Raw genomic sequence first — 20,054 nt, forward strand, 5'->3', positions numbered from 1 at the left:
AAAGAATTTGTCCAGTAAAAGTCCTGTTTTTAATTCTTACAAAGAACGCCTGCTCCCACTAACTAACAAGGGGGCAGGCTTTTTAAAAAAACAACCTAAACAGCGGGCTGCATAACGCCTGGCTTTTCTTTTCGAGGGTGGCCGAAACGCATCAGCCGGATGGCATTGAGGATGACCGCTAGCACGCTTGCCTCGTGGATGAACATCCCCGCTGCCAAATGGATATTGCCCATCAGGACGCCAGCCAGCAGCACGGTTACGATTCCGACAGAGAAAAAAGTATTTTGCTTCATGTTTCGGATGGTTGCTTTGGCGAGGGCGTAGGCGTGGGCAAACTGGTTAAGTTTGTCAGCCATTAGAACGACATCGGCCGTTTCCATCGCGATGTCGGTGCCACCTGCTCCCATCGCCAGCCCGATGTCGGCACTTGCTATCGCTGGGGCGTCGTTGATTCCGTCCCCTGCCATTGCGACGGTGTTACCTGCTGTCTTCAATTCCTGAACAAATGCTGTTTTTTGTTCCGGAAGAAGCTCCGCATGAAATTCTTCGAGTTCGAGCCGGTCCGCTACGAGTTTGGCGGTGTGGCGGTTGTCCCCGGTCAGCATGATGATCTGTTTCACCCCATTTTTCCGCATGGCAGCCAGTGCTTCGGAGGCATCTTCACGAATCTGGTCAGCGATCGAAAATATACCGGAAAGCTTTCCATCTACCGCTGCAAATATGGCGGTGTTGCCTGTTCGTTCGCGCTTCAGGGCGTAGTTGTTTATTTCCTCTGTCACCTCGATTTGTTCTTTTTTTATCAGTTTCCTGTTGCCAATTGCGAGGCGGTGACTGTCCACAGTGGCAATAATGCCTGCTCCTTTAATGATTTCACCTGTTGCGGCTCCTGTATCTATTTCAATTCCCTGCTTCCTTGCTTCCAATATGATCGTTCGGCCGAAATGATGTTCGGAAAGGGTCTCTGCCTGTGCCACCAGTCGGACAAGTTCAGCTTCCTCTATACCATTAAATGTTTTTATATTCGTCACTTCTGGTTTTCCTTTTGTTAACGTCCCGGTTTTATCAAAAATAAGCGTATCAACTTTTGACAAACGGTCCATGACATCTCCACCTTTGAGGAGCACCCCGTGCTTCGCACCGTTGCCGATACCGGCAACATTGGAAACAGGCGCACCGATCACGAGGGCTCCTGGGCAGGCAACCACCAGGAATGTGATGGAGAGGTGGAAGTCGCCGGTCAGCATATATACGAGGACAGCCAATACGACAACACCGGGTGTATAAAAAGCAGCGAAACGGTCAAGGAACTTCTCTGTCTGTGACTTGGTTTCCTGTGCTTCTTCGACCAGTTCAATGATTTTTGCAAAAACCGTGTCATCCCCTACTTTTTCAGCAACTACTTCCATGTAGCCATGATCGACGATTGTACTGCCGAAAACCTGATCGTTCTTTTGTTTGGAGGCGGGGACGGATTCTCCGGTTATGGCAGCCTCATTCAAGGAAGCCTTGCCGGCAGCAATTTTTCCATCCACCGGTACCTTTCCACCAGAGCGGATGATGATTCTGTCCCCTTGCTGCACTTTTTCCACCGGAATCGTAATTTCATTGCCTGCCTGGAGAATGGTTGCTTCCTCAGGTGCCATAGCTACGAGTTCCTTTAAAGAAGAGCGGGTTTTTTCCAGCGTCCGTGCCTCGAGATAGGCGCCAAAGAGGAAAAGAAAAGTAACAGCAGCCGACTCTACATATTCTCCAATTATCATCGCACCCAAAACAGCAATGGTGACCAGCAGTTCGATGCTGAAAGCTTTTGCCCATAGTGCCTGGAAAGCCTTAATGCTAATCGGCACACCGGCAAGAAAAGTTGCTGCAATCAATGCAGCCTGCTGCAGATTATGGAAGCCGGTCAGGTAAGCAGTGACGGCAACAAGCAGAAGCCCCCCAGACCCGGCAGTGATCCAGTTGATTCGTTTATGCACCCACGTCATTATGATCTCTCCTTTATAACTAATAGTTACGAAACCTTAGTTGAAACAACCGGGTAGCCTAATCCTTCGATGGTCGCTTCCAGCTCGCCGGCACTTACGATAGATTCATCAAATTGAACTTTAACCTTGCTGGAATGGAACAACACCTTCGCTGCTTGCACACCTTCTATTTTTCCTAAGCTGCCTTCGATTTTTTTAATGCAGGATGGACAAGTCAGCGGCTCTAATTGTAATTTGATTATTCTCATTTGGAATCTCCCCTTTGCCTGGTATGGTTCAAGCATAATCGGTTTCAGGGAAAGGTTCCTTGACGTGGGTCAAGAAAAAACAAAAAGTGCCGACCCGTTGTGAAGGAATACATGGGGCAGGCACTTACAGGTTTTGCAATTGATCTTTATCCAGGATGCGGAATCGTTTAGGATCCATTTTTTTGATTAGACCTTGTGCTTCTAAATCGCCGAGTCTCCGGCTGATCGTTTCCGGGGTGGTACCGAGAAAGGAGGCCAGGTCTTTTTTATTCATTGGCAAGCGGATCATGTCATTGGCTGAAGCTATTGCCAGGTCTGCCAGATAAAGGGCGAGACGCTTCTCGACGCTTTCAGTGGCAAGGCTGGTCGTCTGTTTTTCCGATTCTTCCAGCCTTCTGGCATAAGTTCTCAATATTTTCAACGCAATAGAAGGATAGCGCATTAAAAAGTTCTGCAATTCTTTCCGCTGGATCGTACAAATGGTGACAGGCTCTGTTGCTTCAGCATACGATTCGTGGAGTGATTCACTAAAAAGTGCATACTCCCCGGTGAAATAGCCGGGTTGCAGAAGACGGACCATCTGTTCTTTCCCGGAATCGGAAATCCGGTAGATACGTACCGAACCTGTGTTGACAATGTATAGCGATTCAGAGGGATCGCCGGCCCGGTATATGATCTCTCCTTTTTTATAGGAAACAGACCGGATAGCTTCGGTTATCGCGTGCATCTGTTCACGGTCAAGATGATTGAAAATAGGTACCCGGGCGACGCACGTATGGCCGGAATCCCCATGATGACAATGCTGGCAGGTCGGCTGAACCCCGGTTTTCTTCATGATATCCATCGATACTTCCTCCTTCCATTTTCTTTCATTATATCATTTTGCAAAAAAAGAAATTCGCTTATAAGTTTTTTGTGAAAACTTGATCTGCGTCAAAGAAATGACAGGTTAAAGCGAGGATACTGAAAGACAAAGGAGGAGATGATCATGGCTGAATTAGTTTTGGAAGTGGAGCGGATGATCAATGAAGGGTTAGGCGGGGGATATATCCTGTACGAGTATGACGGGCGCAGGCTTGAAAGCCTGGAAGAAGAGGAGGGGAAAGCATGAACGTCCTCTATCTGCCAGAAGTCCATGCATGGGTTTTGTATGCGGGGATTTTATCACTGGTGGCGTCCGTCATTCTCCGCAGCAGGAAAATTTTCGCTCTGGAGATCGTGCTTTTGCCTGGGATGATGGTTTTGCTCGAAGGCTGGATGCTAATCATTACTGGATTGGTTCAGCTGATCATCAGTGTCTACTTGCTCTTCCGGTTGCTGCATGCCATCGACCGCAACTACCGGCTTGTGTTAGAGAAAACACACCGAATTCCGAGAGTAATCACGACAAAAGGCGCAGACGGAGGCCAGTCGTCGTTTTTATAGGAAACAGAAGGAGGGAGGGAAATGCGCGAAGTCGTGCTTGGTGTCCATATTTTGCTCGGCATCATTTGGGCAGGAGGCATTTTGTTCATTGGCTTGGGCGTATTTCCTGCGGTTGCAAAAATGCCGGTAAGCACACAGCGTGCAATTCTGCTCCATTTGATGCGACATACGCACCATCTATTCACGCTGTCGGGAGGAGGAGTCATCATCACCGGTATATTACTAGGAACCGTATTCGGCCCCCTCCACAGCTGGGAGGTCATTCAAACTACCACCTATGGACATCTCTGGCTGGCTGCACTCTCAAGCGGGACATTCGCCTTGTTCTGGGGAGTTTTTGTCGGTTACCGGGAGATGATGCTCGTGTTTACGGATGATTACCTGTGGAAGGAAGCAGAAAGCGGCGACCGGAAACCCCTGACCCGGGAATTGTTCCGGCTCGCCGCATTGGAATCGGTGGAAATTCTCGGCTTTTTCGTACTTATTTTTCTCATGGTCCAACTGTAAGGAGGTGGGAGCAGATGCGTACATTCAAAACAGCGGTCCCGTGGCAGGAGAGCAAAACTTACGCCTGCAAGCTGTCCTGGCTGCAGCTAACGCGCCCGATGACGTGGAGCGGAACAATCAGTCCGGTTCTGGCAGGGAGTCTGTTGGCTGCCAAAGAAGAGGTGTTCCGCTACGAGCTGATGGTGCTTTTGCTTATCGCCGCTCTCTTCGTTCAAAGTGGTGTCAACATGTTCAATGATTATTTTGACTTCCAAAATGGCCAGGACAAAGAACGCTGGTGCAAAGCGCAGACCGCCTCTCTGAGCAACTATCCATTCCATCATCACGTGCCATACGTGGCGACTGGTCTAATTGCAACAGCTGCCCTGCTTGGATTGTGGCTTGCTGTACTCGTCGGCTGGTGGGTCGCGTTCGTCGGCCTCTTCGGGATTACAGCTGGTATCGCTTATTCTGCCGGCCGCCATTCCTTAGCATCACATGGGCTTGGCGAGGCAACAGCCGCCCTGTTTCTCGGGATAGCGACAACGCTGCTTGGTTATAGTGTCCAAACTCAACGCATCAACCTGCCGGTTATCTTCGTTGGGCTGATTTTTGCTCTGCTGATCAGTTCCATGGTGCTGACCAATAACATTCGCGATATTGAAAAAGACGTGGGATTCCGGAGGACGCTCGCAATGCGGCTTGGACGTCGGAATGCCATCTGGTTATTGAAGCTCCTGTTGGGCGGGGCTTACGTGGGTGCCATTATTCTCGCAGGTACTGCAGTCGTACCTATGGAAGTGCTTGTCGTCCTGGCTGCTTTACCGATCGCTATCCGTATTCCTCGCTCGTTTCATGGAAAACGGCAGGAAGAGCAGCTTGTGATGAAACAGGCCGCCTGGCATCACTGGGCGTTCGGGCTGCTTTTCGGAATGGGGGTGTTCATGGGAGTGTGGTAAAGGTCTTCCAGTTTAGTCTCGATTAAAAGCGAGTCGTTTTCCTGCCTGATAATCAAGGGAAAAAGCAGCGTTTATACCATGAAACCCGGGTAGGTCACTGGTGATACGCTGCCTTTATTTTTGATTACACTAACCGACAATTTAAAATAATGAGTGTATAAAATGAAATTATTAGCTCTTCCCAGAAAGAGTTGTTTACAAGATTCATAGGTTCCGCTACAATAAGATTAATTTCATATCATACGAACAGGTCCTTAAAGGGAAGCCTTTAAGGTGAAAAGGGGAAGTTGGTGAAAGTCCAACACGGTCCCGCCACTGTAAGCATTCGTTAGAAGAATGTAAGTCAGGATGCCTGCCTGTTTGTCGCAAAGTTTACCCTTCGAGGAAAAAGGGAGGCTTGTAAGTACGCGGAATTCGTACGCTGTATATTCTGCCTATTTATAGTCACACCTTCCTTTAGAGGAAGGTGTTTTTTTTACTTTAAGAATGTTTAACTTTGTTAAAGGATTAAAGTATAAGAAAATCTAAGGCTTTCGTCATAAAAACTTGGCGATAAGCCAAGCTTTTCTAATTGCACTTGTAAATACTGAGGAGGAGATAGGATGCAAAAGAAGCAGGGGTTGACATTGGTTTTTACCGGTGATGGAAAAGGGAAGACGACGGCTGCAACCGGGCTTGCTGTCCGGGCATTAGGCCATGACAAAAAGGTGAAAATGCTGCAATTTATCAAGTCCCCGAAGCGGCCTTATGGTGAAAGAAAATCACTGTTGAAACTGGGTGCTGAGATTATTCAGCTGGGCGAAGGGTTCACCTGGACAAAGACACCGGAAATCCACCGGGAGGCATTAAAAAAAGCGTGGGTTCTTGCCAAGGAAACTGTGCTGTCTGGGCAGTATGATGTCGTGATTCTGGATGAACTGAATAATGCGCTTGCGATTGATTCTTTTCCGATCGATGATGTACTGCCGCTGGAAGAAGTGATTGAACTGATCCACAACAAGCCGGAGTATGTCCACCTCGTGATTACTGGCAGAAGTGCGCTCCAGGAAGTAAAGGATGCAGCTGATCTTGTATCGGTCATTGATGTGGAAAAACATTATTATGATGAAGGCATCCCTGCCGTCCGTGGTGTTGAGTTTTGACTGCCCGCCGTCTCGTAGTTGCAGGTGTATCCAGTGGCGCCGGCAAGACGAGTATCGCAATCGGGTTAATGGCTGCCTTTATCAAAAAGGGGCTCACGGTTCAAGGATTCAAGTGCGGTCCTGATTACATAGACCCTTCCTATCATACCGCCGTAACTGGTCGTCCCTCCCGTAACCTCGATAGCTGGATGCTCCCTGAAGATGTGATGAAAGAAGTGTTTGTGAAAGGAAGTGAAGGGGCAGACCTTTCGATCATCGAGGGTGTGATGGGCTTTTATGATGGCAAATCGCCGAGGTCCAATCAAGGTTCTACGGCAGAAATCAGTACTCTGCTGGGTGCTCCGACAATCCTGGTTGTGGACTGCTCGGCGATGGCCCGGAGTGCCGCTGCTATCGTAAAAGGTTTTCAGTTACTGGATCCCGGAGTTCATATTGCCGGAGTGATTGCAAATAAGGTCGGAAGTGAGGGGCATTACCGGCTGATAAAAGATGCGGTGGAACAGGAGTGTGGCATTCCGGTCTGTGGATATCTGCTGAAAGATAATAGTCTTAAGATGCCGGAGCGGCACTTAGGGCTGGTGCCTTCTATCGAGCGCGGGGAACTGGATGAGCAGCTGGAACAGCTTGGGGATGTAGTGTCTGAAACGATCGACGTGGACCAAATCTATCAGATTAGTGAACAGGCACCCTTGCAAACTGATTCCTCCATGTTTCAGCGTAGGGGCATGATCAATGTAACAATCGCGGTAGCTAGGGATGAGGCATTCAACTTCTATTATCAGGAGAACCTGGAGTTGATGGAAGCGTATGGGGCTAGGGTTGTTTATTTTTCACCTTTAAAAGGTGAGGTGCTTCCTCCTCAAGTGGATGGCGTTTATTTAGGTGGCGGATTTCCGGAGCAATTCGCTGAGCAGCTGGCGGAAAACCGAGCAACCAGGCAGTCAGTTAGTGGAGCAATTGAAAGCGGTCTCCCTGTACTCGCAGAATGCGGAGGGTTGATGTATTTATCCGAATCGATCACGACGCTCGATGGTAACGACTATCCGATGGCAGGTGTGCTTCCTGGTAAGACGGAAATGCAGACGAAACTCGCTGCCCTTGGGTACCGGGAAATCTCTGGGCTTCCAAACAACTATCTTTTCAAAGACGGCATGGAAGTACGGGGACATGAATTCCATTATTCCATCTTCAAACCATCACGTGAGCTTCCTGGAGCTTATCGGGTGAAAAGCAGGTTCGGAACGGTTGAGGAAGGATTTCTTTATAAAAATGTGGTTGCCGGTTATACGCACATCCATTTTGCCTCGAATCCCGACGTTCTGGAGAATTTTTTGCGTCTTTGCAAGGAGCAGCGGGATGGAAAGTGAAAAAGCAAAACCGATCATGATCCAGGGAACCCATTCGGATGCAGGGAAAAGTATGTTTGTTACCGCCCTGTGCCGGATTTTCACAGAAGATGGCTGCCGAACGGCTCCGTTCAAGTCGCAGAACATGGCGCTCAATTCCTACATAACCGCCGATGGCAAAGAAATTGGACGGGCTCAGGGCGTCCAGGCGGAAGCGTCCGGCATTACGGCAACCACGGATATGAATCCTGTCCTGATCAAACCGAACCGTGATAACGATGCCCAGATTGTCGTTCATGGAAAGCCGGTGTCGAACATGAAGGCAAGCGCCTACCGCTCAGAATACTACGATAATGCCAAACAAATAATCACAGAGGCATACCATCGGCTTGCTGGAAGTTATGACCGGATTGTCATCGAGGGAGCTGGCAGTCCGGCTGAGGTCAACCTGAATGACCGGGAGCTTGTGAATATGAGCGTTGCAAAAATGGCCGACGCACCGGTCATATTAGTGGGAGACATTGATAAGGGCGGGGTGTTCGCCAGTCTCGTTGGAACGCTCCAGCTTTTGCCCGAAAGAGACCGCGACCGTGTAATTGGGGTGGTCATCAATAAGTTCCGGGGAGACAAAGCACTGCTTGATCCCGGGCTGGAATGGTTTGAAAAGTATACTGGAAAACCGGTGCTTGGTGTCCTTCCCCATATCAATGACCTTCATATCGAGGCGGAGGATTCGTTAAGCCTAAGCCGATATACGAGGAGTGGGAACACCGATAAACCGATCGATATTGCTGTCATCGAATATCCAAAGATTTCTAATTTTACCGATATTGATCCTTTCCTGATCGAAGCAGATTGCCATGTCCGATTTGTTAAGGAGGCAGCTGACCTGATGCAGCCGGATGTCATCATTATGCCTGGTAGCAAAAATACGATCGAGGATCTTATCTATGTGCAAGACAAAAGGCTGGACCAGGCTATCACCTCAGCCCGGGAACTAGGGGCTATCGTGGTTGGTATTTGCGGAGGGTATCAAATGCTCGGAACCAAAGTAAGAGATCCTTACCAGGTGGAGACCAATCTTGAGGAAGTCCCTGGGCTGGACTTGCTGCCGATCGAAACGACGCTTTCCAGAAACAAAAAGACGGTCCGATCGAGTGGAACCGTGAATTGGGATGGCCGTGCTTTTCCTGTGAAAGGGTATGAAATCCATGTGGGAACAACGGTTGCTGAGGATAATATAAGTCATTTCATTACCATGGATGACGGACAGATCGATGGTGCAAGCAATAAAAACGTTATTGGCACTTATTTCCACGGGATATTCCATAACGATATTTTTCGGAGAGAACTTTTAAATTCGCTCCGAATTAAAAAAGGGTTGGAGACACTCCAGTCATCAACCTCCGTCCAGCATTTTCAGGAACAGGAATTCGACCGGTTGGCAGCGCATGTCCGCAAGGCTATTGATATACCAAAGCTTTATGAACGACTAACTAAATTTGCAGAAATTGGGGGAGTAAGATGAATAAACAATTGCAGGAAATTATCCAATCGATTGAACCAGTAAGCAAGGAAAGAATCACTGAAACTGCCCGTTACCTGGATACATTGACAAAACCTCCGGGAAGCCTCGGAAGGCTGGAGGAAATCGCTAAACAGCTTGCCGGCATTACTGAACAGGGAGTCCCACAGGTGTCCCCGCCGGGAATCCTGGTGTTTGCCGGTGATCATGGCATTGTGGAAGAAGGGGTTTCTGCTTTTCCACAGGAAGTGACCGTACAGATGATTAGGAATTTTCTTGAGGGCGGGGCAGCGATCAATGTCTTTGCCCGGCAAATTGGTGCATCCCTGCAGGTAGTCGATGTCGGTGCTGCCGGTGAGATAGACGATGATCGTCTCGTTTCAAGAAAAATAGCTGCAGGCACAGCGAATTTTTTAAAAACGGATGCCATGACTGAAGCACAAATGGAAGCGGCGATATTGGCAGGTGCCGAGTCAGCGAACACGATGATTGCCCGGGGAATAAAATGCCTCATCTTAGGTGAGATGGGTATTGGAAACACAACAGCAGCCAGCGCCCTGGTGGCTGTACTTACAGGCTACAGCGTGGAGCAGACAGTTGGTTACGGAACAGGCATTTCAGCAGAGAGAAAGCTTCACAAAAGCAGGATTATTGAAGAAGCGATCAGGCATCGTGACCCAAACCCTGACACCCCGTTAGATGTGCTCCAAAAGCTGGGCGGCTATGAGATTGCCGCCATTTCAGGGGCGGTTCTGGCAGCTGCACAGTCCGGAATTCCTGTATTCATGGATGGATTTATCTGTACATCCGGTGCAATGGTAGCTGTCCGGCTTAACCCGTACATAAAAGATTATCTGTTTGCGGGGCATGTATCACAAGAACCGGGTCATAAAATCGCCCTCGAGGACATCGGGTCCGCACCGTTATTGGATCTCGGGCTGAAGCTGGGTGAAGGGACAGGTGCAGCTCTTGCCTTTCCGGTACTGGAAGCGGCAGCAAGAATGCGGAATGAAATGGCTACCTTCGATGAGGCCAGCGTTACGAACAAGTAACCTCACGAAAAAGCCTATTTAAAATGAGGGAGATTATTGCGAAAAACAAACCGTGGTTGCTAAATAGAAAGGAAGTATGTGAAAAATGATGGCAAGTAAAGCGAAAATATCGTTATTTTCTATACTGCTGGCAGTCCTGTTGGCTGTGATGGCCGGATGCGGGGTGACAGAAGAAGGGAACGAAGGCAAGAAAAGTACGAATGAACCAGCAGACCAAAGTGAAGAAACGCAAGGGGAAGCTTCTGGGAACTCCTTCCCGGTGACCGTAGAAGATGGGTCAGGCGGGCAAGTAGAAATAGAGTCAGAACCGGAAACGATTGTTTCGGTACAGGCAAGCAACACGGAAATCGCGTTTGCACTCGATCAGGGAGAGAAAATGATCGGTGTCTCGGATTACTGTAATTACCCGGCAGAAACGAAAGACATTGAAAAGGTCGGCGGCCAGGAAATGAACGTCGAAAAGATTCTGTCACTGATGCCGGATATGGTGCTGGTAACCACCTTCCACCATGAAAATCATGCCGCTGTGCTCGAGCAATTTGAGCAAGCGGGCATCGATGTTGTGGTCGTTGATGATGCTAATTCATTCGATGCCGTGTATAACAATATTCAACTTGTTGGAAAAGCAACAGGAAGTTCAGACGAGGCGACTGCACTCATAGAAGATATGGAAACACGCTTAGCTGATGTGAAAGAAAAAGCACTACAAGTGGAAGAGAAGAAAAAGGTTTGGGTCGAAGTCGCGCCTGCCCCTGATATTTTCACAACTGGTTCAGGGACGTTCATGCACGAAATGCTGGAAGCGATCAACGCAGAAAACGCAGCCAAAGAGGAAGAAGGATGGGTCAAGTTTACAGAAGAAGAAGCAGTAAATTTAGATCCGGAAGTAATTATTACGACCTATGGTTATTATATGGACAACCCAGAAAATCAGGTGCTGAAACGCGAGGGGTGGAGTGAGGTGAATGCGGTTGAAGACGAGCAGGTTTTTGAGGTCGACAATGACACCGTTACAAGACCCGGCCCACGTTTAATCGATGGAGTGGAGAGACTTGGAGAACTCATTTACCCGGAAGTTTTCAGTGGATAAAACAGTATGGATGTATATATTCAGTGGAGGATTTGTACTTAGTGCAGCTCTTCTTGGTTTATTTGTCAGCAGTGTATCTTTTCCTTTAACTGCTGTTCTGGACGTGCTGGCAGAGAAAATGTTCGGTAGTGACATCTTCGGGCATGAGGCAGCCAGTAATATCGAGGTCATCATATGGGAAATACGTTTTCCCCGGGTGTTGCTGGCGTTATTTGTCGGAGCCTCGTTATCGATTGCCGGCGCATCTTTCCAGGGACTTTTAAGAAATCCGCTGGCCGACCCGTACACGATCGGTGTTTCGTCAGGAGCGGCACTTGGGGCAGTTTCCGTGCTTTATTTTCAAATCTCCATCGCTTTTCTGGGGAGCTATACTTTACCTGTCGTTGCTATACTTGGCGGGTTCATCACGATGATGATCGTTTTTATTATCACCAGGCTCTCCAGCCGGGATTTGAATATTGAGACGATCATCCTTGCTGGGATCATTATCAGCGCCTTCATCGGTGCAGTCATCTCTCTGATTATCGCACTCAGCGACAGAGAGGATATGCGTCAGGTTCTTTACTGGCTGATGGGAAATATCGGTATGAGAGGGTGGAGTCACGTACAGCTGATCGTTCCGTTTTTCATCGTGGGTGTCATTCTCCTGTTGTCACGCACGCATGACCTGAATGCTTTTGCACTGGGGGAGGAATCAGCCGGTCACCTCGGAGTCAATGTCCAAGGAGGAAAAGTCCTGATTTTAGTCGGAGCCTCGTTACTGACGGGTGCGTCTGTCGCTGTTTCCGGATCGATCGGCTTCGTCGGTCTCGTCATCCCGCACTTTGTCAGGCTGATCACTGGACCGGATCATAAGCATGTTTTGCCATTGTCAATGTTGACAGGTGGGGGATTTCTGGTCCTGGCCGATTTGATCTCGAGGGCAATCATCGCACCGAAGGAATTGCCGATCGGTGTCATTACCGCTCTGATTGGCGCGCCGATATTTGCAGTGCTGCTGGTTCGTGAACGGATGAGAAAGGGGTGAAAGCATGATAGAAGCGAATGGCCTGGCAGGCGGATACCAGAAGGAGGATATCCTTACAGATATCAACCTGATTATCGAAGAAGGTGATTTTTTTGCGTTAATAGGACCGAATGGCAGTGGGAAAACGACCCTGCTAAGGCTGATGGCCGGAGCTTTGCAGCCTTCCCATGGAAGTATTTACGTATCTGGTATACCGATTCAATCGTATTCCTCCAGAAAAAAAGCGAAAATGATGGCAGTGCTCGCACAGAATTCCCATGTGGAATTTGATTTTTCCGTCGAAGAAATTGTCATGCTCGGGCGCTATCCCCATCAAAAAGGATGGATCAAGCATATTTCTCCCAGGGACAAGGAAGTCGTTTCCGAAGTGATGAAGCAGACGGAAGTCTACCATTACCGGGACAAGCCGTTTAAGTGGCTGAGTGGCGGGGAAAAGCAGCGCGTACTGTTGGCAAAAGCCCTTGCCCAGGAGCCGAAACTCCTGTTTTTAGATGAGCCGACCAACCATTTGGACGTCAAACACACGGTCGATATGCTGCAGCACTTGAAAGAGCACCAGAAAAATCGCCAGATGACGATTGTGGCCATCCTTCATGACCTGAACACGGCAGCTTTATTTGCTGACAAGTTTGCTGCTCTTCATCAAGGCCGGCTGGTGAAAAAGGGTGATCTCTCTGTATTAAAAAATGAAGCTTTACTGCAACAAGTATATGGGGTTGATATCAAGCACCATAGCCATCCTACGCTTGCAAAACCCCAGATGCTCGTCGCTCCTGAAAAAATGGAGGAGCCAAATCTTCGTACCCTGGAGGCTGAGGTGGAGCAGAATGAGCAGTACATTCATATTGCCTTCCCTCGTCCGCTCCGGGTGCTATCCAACGCGGTTTCAGGGGGAGGGCTGCAGTGGCACAGCCATTTTTGTAATTTTCACGTGCCAAAAAACTACGATTGCCAGGATCCTGCTGCCGATGTACTCGGATGGCTGGAGGATGCGAAAATTCCTGCTGGGGACACATTGGGGATGATGACGGCAGTCAAGCTTGCGGACCAGGCGTTCGTAAGAGAGACGATCATGGACACGCCTGTTTTCACGGTCGTTACCGCCGGTGTCGGCAATGCTGTAGATATTACAGAAAATCACCCGGCAGAGGAAAAATGGCAGGTCGGTACCATTAATATCATGGTGTTTGTTGATTTCCATTTGACGGATGGGGCATTCGTCAATGCTGTCCAGTCCGCAACCGAAGCAAAAACGAAGGCACTGGCGGACATGCAGGTTGCAGACTCGGCTACAAAGACCATTGCCACTGGAACATCAACCGACAGCATCGCTATTGCTGCAACCCAACAGGGAGAATCAACCCCGTATGCAGGCTCCGGAACCAGAGTAGGAAAAGCGATTGGACAAAGTGTCTATCGTGCTGTCACCGAAGCGATCGAAAACTATCGACAGAGGACGGACACGTAGATGGGTTTCTTGGAATATCACCTGTATCTTATCCTGGCTGCGATTATTCTCGACCTGGTCATCGGTGATCCTAAATTTTTTCCTCATCCGGTAGTGATCATAGGAAAGTTGATTACTTTTTTGGATGAAAAATGGAACAAGGGAAGGCACCGGATGGCGAATGGATTCCTGCTGCTTGGGACTGTTACTGTTATAACCTATATTTCAATTGGCATGGTTGTATACCTGGCTGGACGGGTTTCTTTCTGGGCAGGAGCGGCGCTGGAGGTATACTTAATCTCCTCTACGATAGCGATCAAAGGCTTACAGAAGGCAGGTGAAGAAGTAGGTAAGCCATTGCGTGAAGGCTCCCTTACTTTGGCGCGGGAGAAACTCAGCTATATCGTTGGCCGCGATACGGAATCGTTAGACGAGTCCGAAATTGTTCGTGGAACAGTTGAAACGGTTGCAGAGAATACGGTGGATGGCATTACCGCTCCGCTATTCTGGGCGCTCATCGGGGGAGCCCCGCTTGCCATGATCTACCGGGCCGTGAACACACTCGATTCCATGGTCGGGTATAAAAATGAGCGATATGAAGCATTCGGGTTTGCTTCTGCCCGCTTTGATGACCTGGTCAATTGGATACCTGCAAGGATTACGGCAGTTTGTATGTGGATCGCCGCATCGATTTACCCGGCATTTCACAAGAGGAATGCCTATCGGGTTACATTACGTGATGCCAGCAAGCACCCAAGTCCGAACAGCGGCTGGCCGGAGGCGATGACCGCAGGTTTGCTCGGTGTCCAGCTTGGCGGCGTCAATACTTACAAAGGGGTCGTATCCAATAGCAGCAAAATCGGTAACACTCTAACAGAACTGAAAACAGAACATATAGCCCAGTCGATTAACATCATGCATGGCGGCTGGCTGGTATTTATTCTATTTTTAAGCGGATGGTTAATCGTAAGTTAGGAGGAAACGTTATGGTACTACCTGCACACGGTGGACAGCCTGCCCGTATTGCCGCTTCTATTGGCATGGAAGCGGAAGGGAGAGTCTATGATTTCAGTGCCAACATTAATCCCATTGGTCCGCCGGCCTGGCTGTCTGATCAGCTACCCCGGCTTATGAAGGAAACAGCGAACTATCCAGACCCTGAATATAAAGAGGCGTACGCTGCTCTTTCCAGACACGAAGGGATGAATCCGGAACAGCTGCTATTGACCAATGGAGGAGCGGAAGCCATTTTTCTAATCGCCCAGTTATTTCATGGAAAAAAAGCATTGATCATCGATCCGACTTTTTCTGAATATGAGCGGGCCTGTCGTGCATTCGACTTGGAGATTACACATCTCTGGTTAAATCAGGCGTTCCAGTTTCCTGTGGAAGCGATGGCGCAGGCAATGGCTGATGTGGAAGTCGTATTCCTGTGCCGGCCGAATAATCCGACGGGAACGTTTTTGCCTTTTACAGAATTGGAATATTTACTAAAACTCGGACTGGAGACGGACACGACGATTGTCATAGATGAAGCATTTGTGCATTTTCTTTTTGAAACGAAGCTTTCTGTTAAGAAGCTGCTCGCTTTCTATCCTAACCTGATTGTCCTTCGGTCGTTAACAAAGATTTTTGCCATTCCCGGCCTGCGGGCAGGCTATATCATGGCTGGCGGTGACTGGATTCAGAAACTGCAGAAAAAGCAGCCGCCATGGAGCGTCAACGGGATAACAGCGGGCTTATTGCCAGCACTGCTGTCCGATAGAGCCTTTATGGCAGCGACGAAAGAGTGGCGGAAGGGTGAGTGTGAGAAACTTGCGGAAAATCTGACAGCCCTTGGTTTTATACATACCATATCAAGCGTCAACTTCTATTTACTGAAGGACGGAAACAGACCAAACGACACAGAGAAGCTGTTCCAGTTTTTAGTAGCAAATAACATCATTCCCAGGCATACAGACAATTTCAAAGGGCTCGATGGCCGTTACCTGAGGTTTGCTGTCAGGAGTGCGGATGAAAATGATTATCTGCTCCATGTGCTGAAAAAATGGAGGGATCAGCCATGTTGACCTTCATTTCCGGTGGTGCCCGATCGGGAAAAAGCAGCTTTGCAGAAAAGCTGGCACTGGAAAGCTATCACAAACATAAGGATGGAAATCTGTATTACGTCGCAACTTCCGTGCCATCTGATGAAGAAATGGAAGCACGGATCGCCCGCCATCGTGGCGATCGAGGGGAAGAATGGCAAACCATCGAGGCTTCGCTGCATGTTAAAGATAGATTATGTAATTTACCAACAGAAAGTACCGTGCTGATCGACTGTCTGACCGTATGGCTTAGTAACATGCTGTACATCGGCCAGGCAGGATGGGAGACGATCATGCAGGAAGTAAGCGGCTGGATTCAGACAGCCCAAGCACAGCAGTTGAACTTATATATTGTCTCCAATGATGTGAATGAAGGGCTACCGTCGTATGTGGACAGTGTTGCTTCCTATACCTGCATGCTGGAAAAGCTGCACAAGTATATCATTTCTAGTGCAGAGAAAGTCTATCAGGTGATTGCTGGACTTCCTGTCAAATGGAAGGATGATTGAATGAAAGGGTTTGGTTATGGACTGGTGCTTGCCTTGCAATTTCTGACAAGGGTCCCGCTGCCCGTTAATGTACCGTGGGAAAAAGCCGTACTGAAGGGAGCGTTGAAGTCTTTTAGTCTAGTTGGTTTGATCATAGGATTCCTGGTGATGGGGGTCTCCATTTTGGCTGATGGCTGGATGCCGGCATGGTTTACAGCTCTTTTACTCTTATCTGTCTGGACTGCGTTGACGGGTGGACTTCATCTCGATGGTTTGATGGATGTGGCGGATGCTATCGGGTCAAATGCACCGGTAGAAAAGAAGCTGACAATTATGAAGGACCCCCACATTGGAAGTTTCGCTATGTTGACACTAATTTTTTACCTGTTATGGAAACTGGCACTCATTTATGGTTTATTGACCAGTGGAATAATCATGGATGATTTCCTGACTGCTGTAATGTTTCTGCTGGTACCGGCCTGCAGCAGATTCCTTGCGATTTTACTATTACGAACCACACCGACGGTCAAAAGAAAAGGACTTGCTTTCACGTGGCAGGAACACTTGACTAATAGAGATGTCATTGCCGTACTGCTGCCAATTGTACTTATCGGGTTATTTGTGCCGGACGCCTGGTTTCTTCTTGTTGGTTATGGACTATTTTTCTATTTTTTACGTGGATGGTTTCTCACCAAATTCCATGGAATTAATGGTGATATGTTAGGTGCAGCGATAGAAGGGGGAGAGCTATGGGGATTGATGATGGTGTATCTGTTTATTTTATCCGGCACGGGCTGACCCAATGGAACAAAGAAAAGCGTTATCTCGGTCACTCGGATGAGCCATTACTGCCGGAACTTCTGTATGATTCTCGATTATTGAAGCAACAATTATCGACGCAGTCGTTAGATCAGATTTTTACGAGTGACCTGAGGAGATGCATGGAAACGACCGAATATCTTGTTCCTGATAAGCCAGCTTGTGCGGACCCAAATCTCCGTGAAATAGATTTCGGTGATTGGGAGGGGAAGACACACCATGAACTCGAGAACGACCCTATGTATCAGCACTGGATCAATCACTGGCAGATGTCAGCACCGCCTCATGGCGAAAACTATCAATCCTTCCGTAAGCGTGTCCGGTCATTTTTAAATGACATACTGAAGAGAGATGATAGAAAAAACGTGTTAGTAGTCACCCATGGCGGCGTTATTCGGGAAGTCATGAATGGATTTATTCCCGCGTTATCCTTTGCAGATTCTAAAATTCCTCACGGGAAAGGCGTCAGAATGTTATTCAATCAGTCTGGAGGTGACTGGAAATGCAGCTCGTGGTCGGCGGTGCCTATAGTGGAAAAAGAAAATTAGTAAACAGGAAGTTCCCTGACAGCCAGTGGCTTTCCGCTTATGAAAACGAGTCACTGAACCAGTGGAAAGAAACTTATAAAACTGGTGCTTCGACCCAGGTAATAGAAGGATGGGAAATTTGGATTCGGCAGGAATGGGAGAAAGCTCGCGAATTCAAACCCGTAAGAAACTATTTCGAAGCGTGTATCACAGAGATGAAGCAAATAGAAAAACAGAAACAGCAGCAAATTGTACTGATTATGCTGGAAATGGGGCGGGGTGTTGTCCCGATGGATAAAAATGACCGGTCCTGGCGTGACTTATCCGGCTGGGTATTGCAGACAGCGGCGGAAAATGCGGAATCTGTGCATTATTGCTGGCATGGCCTATCTAGGCAGTTGAAATAAGTTGAAAGTTTGTTTTGTAAGACATGGAGAAACAGACTGGAATGCAGAAGGCAGGCTGCAAGGTCACACAGCAACATCGCTTAATGAAAGGGGAATTCGGCAATCAAGAGAGTGCGCCAAACAGTTAGCGGGGGAAGAGTGGGATGTAATCCTTAGCAGCCCATTGCAGCGGGCGAGGGAATCAGCTTATATTCTTTCTGTTAATATGGAGGTACCCCGTTTTGCTGCTCATCTATTTACAGAACTGGATTATGGTTATTGGAATGGAAAAGAAAGACAAACCTTAATTACGAGTCACTCATTTAAGAAATGGTATCAAGCGGAGATGAACAAGTTGGAAAAGCAGGTAAAAAAAGAGTTGAAGGCCCTCTATCAAACATACAAAGACGACGCTGTCATCGTGGTAACCCATGGCCTGGTAATCCAGCAGATCGAGAAGCTGCTGGAGAGGAAGTCGCTAACAGACGATGAGATTATTTCCAATGGTAGTTTCATATATATTTATGTATAAAAGGAGGGGGATCTATGTTTACGCAAGAAGAAAAAGATGCGATCTATAAAGTTATTCATACGAGAAGGGACATCCGCAGTTTTTTGCCGACACCGATAGAAAGAAATGTCATACATAACATTCTTCAAGCCGGTCATCATGCACCTTCCGTAGGTTTCATGCAGCCATGGAATTATATTCTCATTTCTTCAGAAGCTGTCAAAGAAAAATTAGCCTGGGCAGCTGACAAAGAAAGACGGGCGATGGCTATCCATTTTGAAGACGAAAAAAAATCGAAATTTCTTAGCTTGAAAGTGGAAGGGTTAAAAGAAGCTCCTTTGACGATATGTGTAACCTGTGATCCTACGAGAGGCGGCTCCCATATATTAGGGAGGAATTCCATTCCGGAAACCGATTCCTTATCGACAGCGTGTTCGATTCAGAACATGTGGCTGGCAGCGTGTGCAGAAGGACTGGCAATGGGATGGGTGAGTTTTTATAAAAAGAATGATATCCGCGATATTCTCGATATCCCGCCGCATGTAGATCCTATTGCCCTGCTTTCTGTCGGATATACAGATGCATACCCGGACAAACCTATTTTAGAAACAGCGAACTGGGAAAAGCGAGCTGGGTTAGATCATCTCATTTTTGAAAATAAGTGGGGAAAGTTATATGTTAAATGATCGGAGCTGCTTTTCCAACGTCGCCGTGTATAAGCAAAACAGATGTGTAAGTTGTCTGTCCCCCAGTGATTTAATGCTTTGCTTGGGGGAGGCAGGCTGATTTTTTTATAGTCTATTATTGAAGAATGTTATCTAGTACATATGTAGATTGTCCAATAACTCCAACTGTTTTACACATGAAAAAGGAGAGCTGCTCTTAGAGTAGCTCTCCTTTGGTATTGTTATATTAATTTGTCACTGTATTACGATAAGCGTGATTATAATATTTTATAAACCCGACGAACATGAGAAGCGAACCAATGACATTAAAAGCAACACGGAACCAATGGACTATCAGGAATTCTTGAGCAGTTTGTTTTAAGAACTCGGTGGAATGGACAGCTGCTCCTTCGATGAACATGATTTCATTACGTGGCCACTCAAATATCATGGAAGTGGCGCCTTCGAGGACGATCATACCCATGCTAAGCAAAATCCAGTAGCGGGCGGGTTTGACTTTCCAGGCTAAAATCGTTGCCAATATTCCGGTTGCAATACTAGCCATCCCTAAAGGCGGAAAGTACGTGTGTGGGCTGGCCACTGCCATAAATTCCAGACTTACTTCAAATGATTCCGGGATGTCATGAAAAATATTTGGGTACACCATGAATGTATCTAACAAAATACTCCCTAACATAATCCATTGAACCCACAAATGAGATACTACTGAAGAAAAAGTAACTTTTTGCAGCATAGTGATTGCTCCTTTTTTGTTTTGTTTAATCAGGCTTCCTCTGTTTGAAAGCCTGAAACAATCATAAATAATAAAGCTTAACTGC

23 protein-coding genes and 1 riboswitch are annotated in these 20,054 nt (G+C 47.7%); of the genes, 19 read left to right on the plus strand and 4 right to left on the minus strand.

Annotated elements, in window-relative coordinates; genetic code table 11:
- Positions 1-95: 95 nt before the first annotated feature.
- The 3 genes from ACGTN9_RS10550 to ACGTN9_RS10560 all read right to left on the minus strand — a co-directional run bounded on the left by ACGTN9_RS10550 (position 96) and on the right by ACGTN9_RS10560 (position 3,077).
- A complete protein-coding gene (locus ACGTN9_RS10550; protein ID WP_499592551.1) occupies positions 96-1,985 on the minus strand; it encodes a heavy metal translocating P-type ATPase in 1,890 nt (629 codons plus the stop codon).
- 26 nt (positions 1,986-2,011) lie between these two features.
- Positions 2,012-2,233, minus strand: coding sequence for a heavy-metal-associated domain-containing protein (locus ACGTN9_RS10555; protein WP_499592553.1), 222 nt, complete (start codon positions 2,231-2,233; stop codon positions 2,012-2,014).
- A 124-nt stretch (positions 2,234-2,357) separates the two neighbouring features.
- The gene (locus ACGTN9_RS10560; protein ID WP_499592555.1) at positions 2,358-3,077 is read right to left on the minus strand and encodes a Crp/Fnr family transcriptional regulator; all 720 of its coding nucleotides are present in this window, start codon (positions 3,075-3,077) and stop codon (positions 2,358-2,360) included.
- Positions 3,078-3,221: 144 nt separating this feature from the next.
- Between ACGTN9_RS10560 and ACGTN9_RS10565 the strand changes: the two genes are divergently transcribed.
- The 19 genes from ACGTN9_RS10565 (at position 3,222) to bluB (ending at position 19,236) form a co-directional block, all read left to right on the plus strand.
- Positions 3,222-3,344, plus strand: coding sequence for a hypothetical protein (locus ACGTN9_RS10565; RefSeq protein ID WP_499592557.1), 123 nt, complete (start codon positions 3,222-3,224; stop codon positions 3,342-3,344).
- A complete protein-coding gene (locus tag ACGTN9_RS10570; protein ID WP_499592559.1) occupies positions 3,341-3,658 on the plus strand; it encodes a hypothetical protein in 318 nt (105 codons plus the stop codon). Before ACGTN9_RS10565 ends, ACGTN9_RS10570 begins: the two co-directional genes overlap by 4 nt.
- Positions 3,659-3,679: 21 nt before the next feature.
- The gene (locus ACGTN9_RS10575; RefSeq protein WP_499592561.1) at positions 3,680-4,165 is read left to right on the plus strand and encodes a hypothetical protein; all 486 of its coding nucleotides are present in this window, start codon (positions 3,680-3,682) and stop codon (positions 4,163-4,165) included.
- Positions 4,166-4,263: 98 nt separating this feature from the next.
- On the plus strand, positions 4,264-5,103 hold the full coding sequence (locus ACGTN9_RS10580) for a prenyltransferase (protein WP_499592563.1): 840 nt from the start codon (positions 4,264-4,266) through the stop codon (positions 5,101-5,103).
- A 231-nt stretch (positions 5,104-5,334) separates the two neighbouring features.
- A riboswitch (cobalamin riboswitch) is annotated at positions 5,335-5,477 on the plus strand.
- 228 nt (positions 5,478-5,705) lie between these two features.
- A complete protein-coding gene (locus ACGTN9_RS10585) occupies positions 5,706-6,245 on the plus strand; it encodes a cob(I)yrinic acid a,c-diamide adenosyltransferase (protein ID WP_499592565.1) in 540 nt (179 codons plus the stop codon).
- On the plus strand, positions 6,242-7,612 hold the full coding sequence (locus ACGTN9_RS10590) for a cobyrinic acid a,c-diamide synthase CobB (protein ID WP_499592566.1): 1,371 nt from the start codon (positions 6,242-6,244) through the stop codon (positions 7,610-7,612). The genes ACGTN9_RS10585 and ACGTN9_RS10590 overlap by 4 nt, the downstream gene beginning before the upstream one ends.
- On the plus strand, positions 7,602-9,119 hold the full coding sequence (locus tag ACGTN9_RS10595; RefSeq protein WP_499592568.1) for a cobyric acid synthase: 1,518 nt from the start codon (positions 7,602-7,604) through the stop codon (positions 9,117-9,119). Before ACGTN9_RS10590 ends, ACGTN9_RS10595 begins: the two co-directional genes overlap by 11 nt.
- Positions 9,116-10,168 carry a nicotinate-nucleotide--dimethylbenzimidazole phosphoribosyltransferase gene (gene cobT / locus ACGTN9_RS10600; protein ID WP_499592570.1) on the plus strand — a complete coding sequence of 351 codons (1,053 nt, stop codon included), beginning with the start codon at positions 9,116-9,118 and terminating at the stop codon, positions 10,166-10,168. Before ACGTN9_RS10595 ends, cobT begins: the two co-directional genes overlap by 4 nt.
- 85 nt (positions 10,169-10,253) lie before the next feature.
- On the plus strand, positions 10,254-11,258 hold the full coding sequence (locus tag ACGTN9_RS10605; protein ID WP_499592572.1) for an ABC transporter substrate-binding protein: 1,005 nt from the start codon (positions 10,254-10,256) through the stop codon (positions 11,256-11,258).
- The gene (locus ACGTN9_RS10610) at positions 11,221-12,285 is read left to right on the plus strand and encodes a FecCD family ABC transporter permease (RefSeq protein WP_499592574.1); all 1,065 of its coding nucleotides are present in this window, start codon (positions 11,221-11,223) and stop codon (positions 12,283-12,285) included. Before ACGTN9_RS10605 ends, ACGTN9_RS10610 begins: the two co-directional genes overlap by 38 nt.
- Before the next feature lie 4 nt (positions 12,286-12,289).
- Positions 12,290-13,753 carry an adenosylcobinamide amidohydrolase gene (locus ACGTN9_RS10615; RefSeq protein WP_499592576.1) on the plus strand — a complete coding sequence of 488 codons (1,464 nt, stop codon included), beginning with the start codon at positions 12,290-12,292 and terminating at the stop codon, positions 13,751-13,753.
- Complete coding sequence (gene cbiB, locus ACGTN9_RS10620; protein WP_499592578.1) at positions 13,754-14,707, plus strand: adenosylcobinamide-phosphate synthase CbiB; 954 nt, start codon at positions 13,754-13,756, stop codon at positions 14,705-14,707.
- Between the two features lie 11 nt (positions 14,708-14,718).
- Positions 14,719-15,801, plus strand: coding sequence for a threonine-phosphate decarboxylase CobD (cobD, locus tag ACGTN9_RS10625; RefSeq protein ID WP_499592580.1), 1,083 nt, complete (start codon positions 14,719-14,721; stop codon positions 15,799-15,801).
- Complete coding sequence (locus ACGTN9_RS10630) at positions 15,795-16,328, plus strand: bifunctional adenosylcobinamide kinase/adenosylcobinamide-phosphate guanylyltransferase (RefSeq protein WP_499592582.1); 534 nt, start codon at positions 15,795-15,797, stop codon at positions 16,326-16,328. Before cobD ends, ACGTN9_RS10630 begins: the two co-directional genes overlap by 7 nt.
- A complete protein-coding gene (gene cobS / locus ACGTN9_RS10635; protein WP_499592584.1) occupies positions 16,329-17,105 on the plus strand; it encodes an adenosylcobinamide-GDP ribazoletransferase in 777 nt (258 codons plus the stop codon).
- Complete coding sequence (locus ACGTN9_RS10640; RefSeq protein ID WP_499592586.1) at positions 17,057-17,674, plus strand: histidine phosphatase family protein; 618 nt, start codon at positions 17,057-17,059, stop codon at positions 17,672-17,674. Before cobS ends, ACGTN9_RS10640 begins: the two co-directional genes overlap by 49 nt.
- The gene (locus tag ACGTN9_RS10645) at positions 17,629-18,060 is read left to right on the plus strand and encodes a bifunctional adenosylcobinamide kinase/adenosylcobinamide-phosphate guanylyltransferase (protein ID WP_499592588.1); all 432 of its coding nucleotides are present in this window, start codon (positions 17,629-17,631) and stop codon (positions 18,058-18,060) included. The genes ACGTN9_RS10640 and ACGTN9_RS10645 overlap by 46 nt, the downstream gene beginning before the upstream one ends.
- A 1-nt stretch (position 18,061) precedes the next feature.
- On the plus strand, positions 18,062-18,571 hold the full coding sequence (locus ACGTN9_RS10650; RefSeq protein WP_499592590.1) for a histidine phosphatase family protein: 510 nt from the start codon (positions 18,062-18,064) through the stop codon (positions 18,569-18,571).
- Between the two features lie 14 nt (positions 18,572-18,585).
- Positions 18,586-19,236, plus strand: coding sequence for a 5,6-dimethylbenzimidazole synthase (gene bluB / locus ACGTN9_RS10655; protein WP_499592592.1), 651 nt, complete (start codon positions 18,586-18,588; stop codon positions 19,234-19,236).
- A gap of 226 nt (positions 19,237-19,462) precedes the next feature.
- Here the strand turns inward: bluB and ACGTN9_RS10660 are convergent, their stop codons facing one another.
- On the minus strand, positions 19,463-19,969 hold the full coding sequence (locus ACGTN9_RS10660) for a hypothetical protein (protein WP_499592594.1): 507 nt from the start codon (positions 19,967-19,969) through the stop codon (positions 19,463-19,465).
- Between the last annotated feature and the right edge of the window lie 85 nt (positions 19,970-20,054).

This window comes from Halobacillus sp. B23F22_5 (genome assembly GCF_043497085.1).
Classification (GTDB): Bacteria; Bacillota; Bacilli; order Bacillales; family Halobacillaceae; genus Thalassobacillus.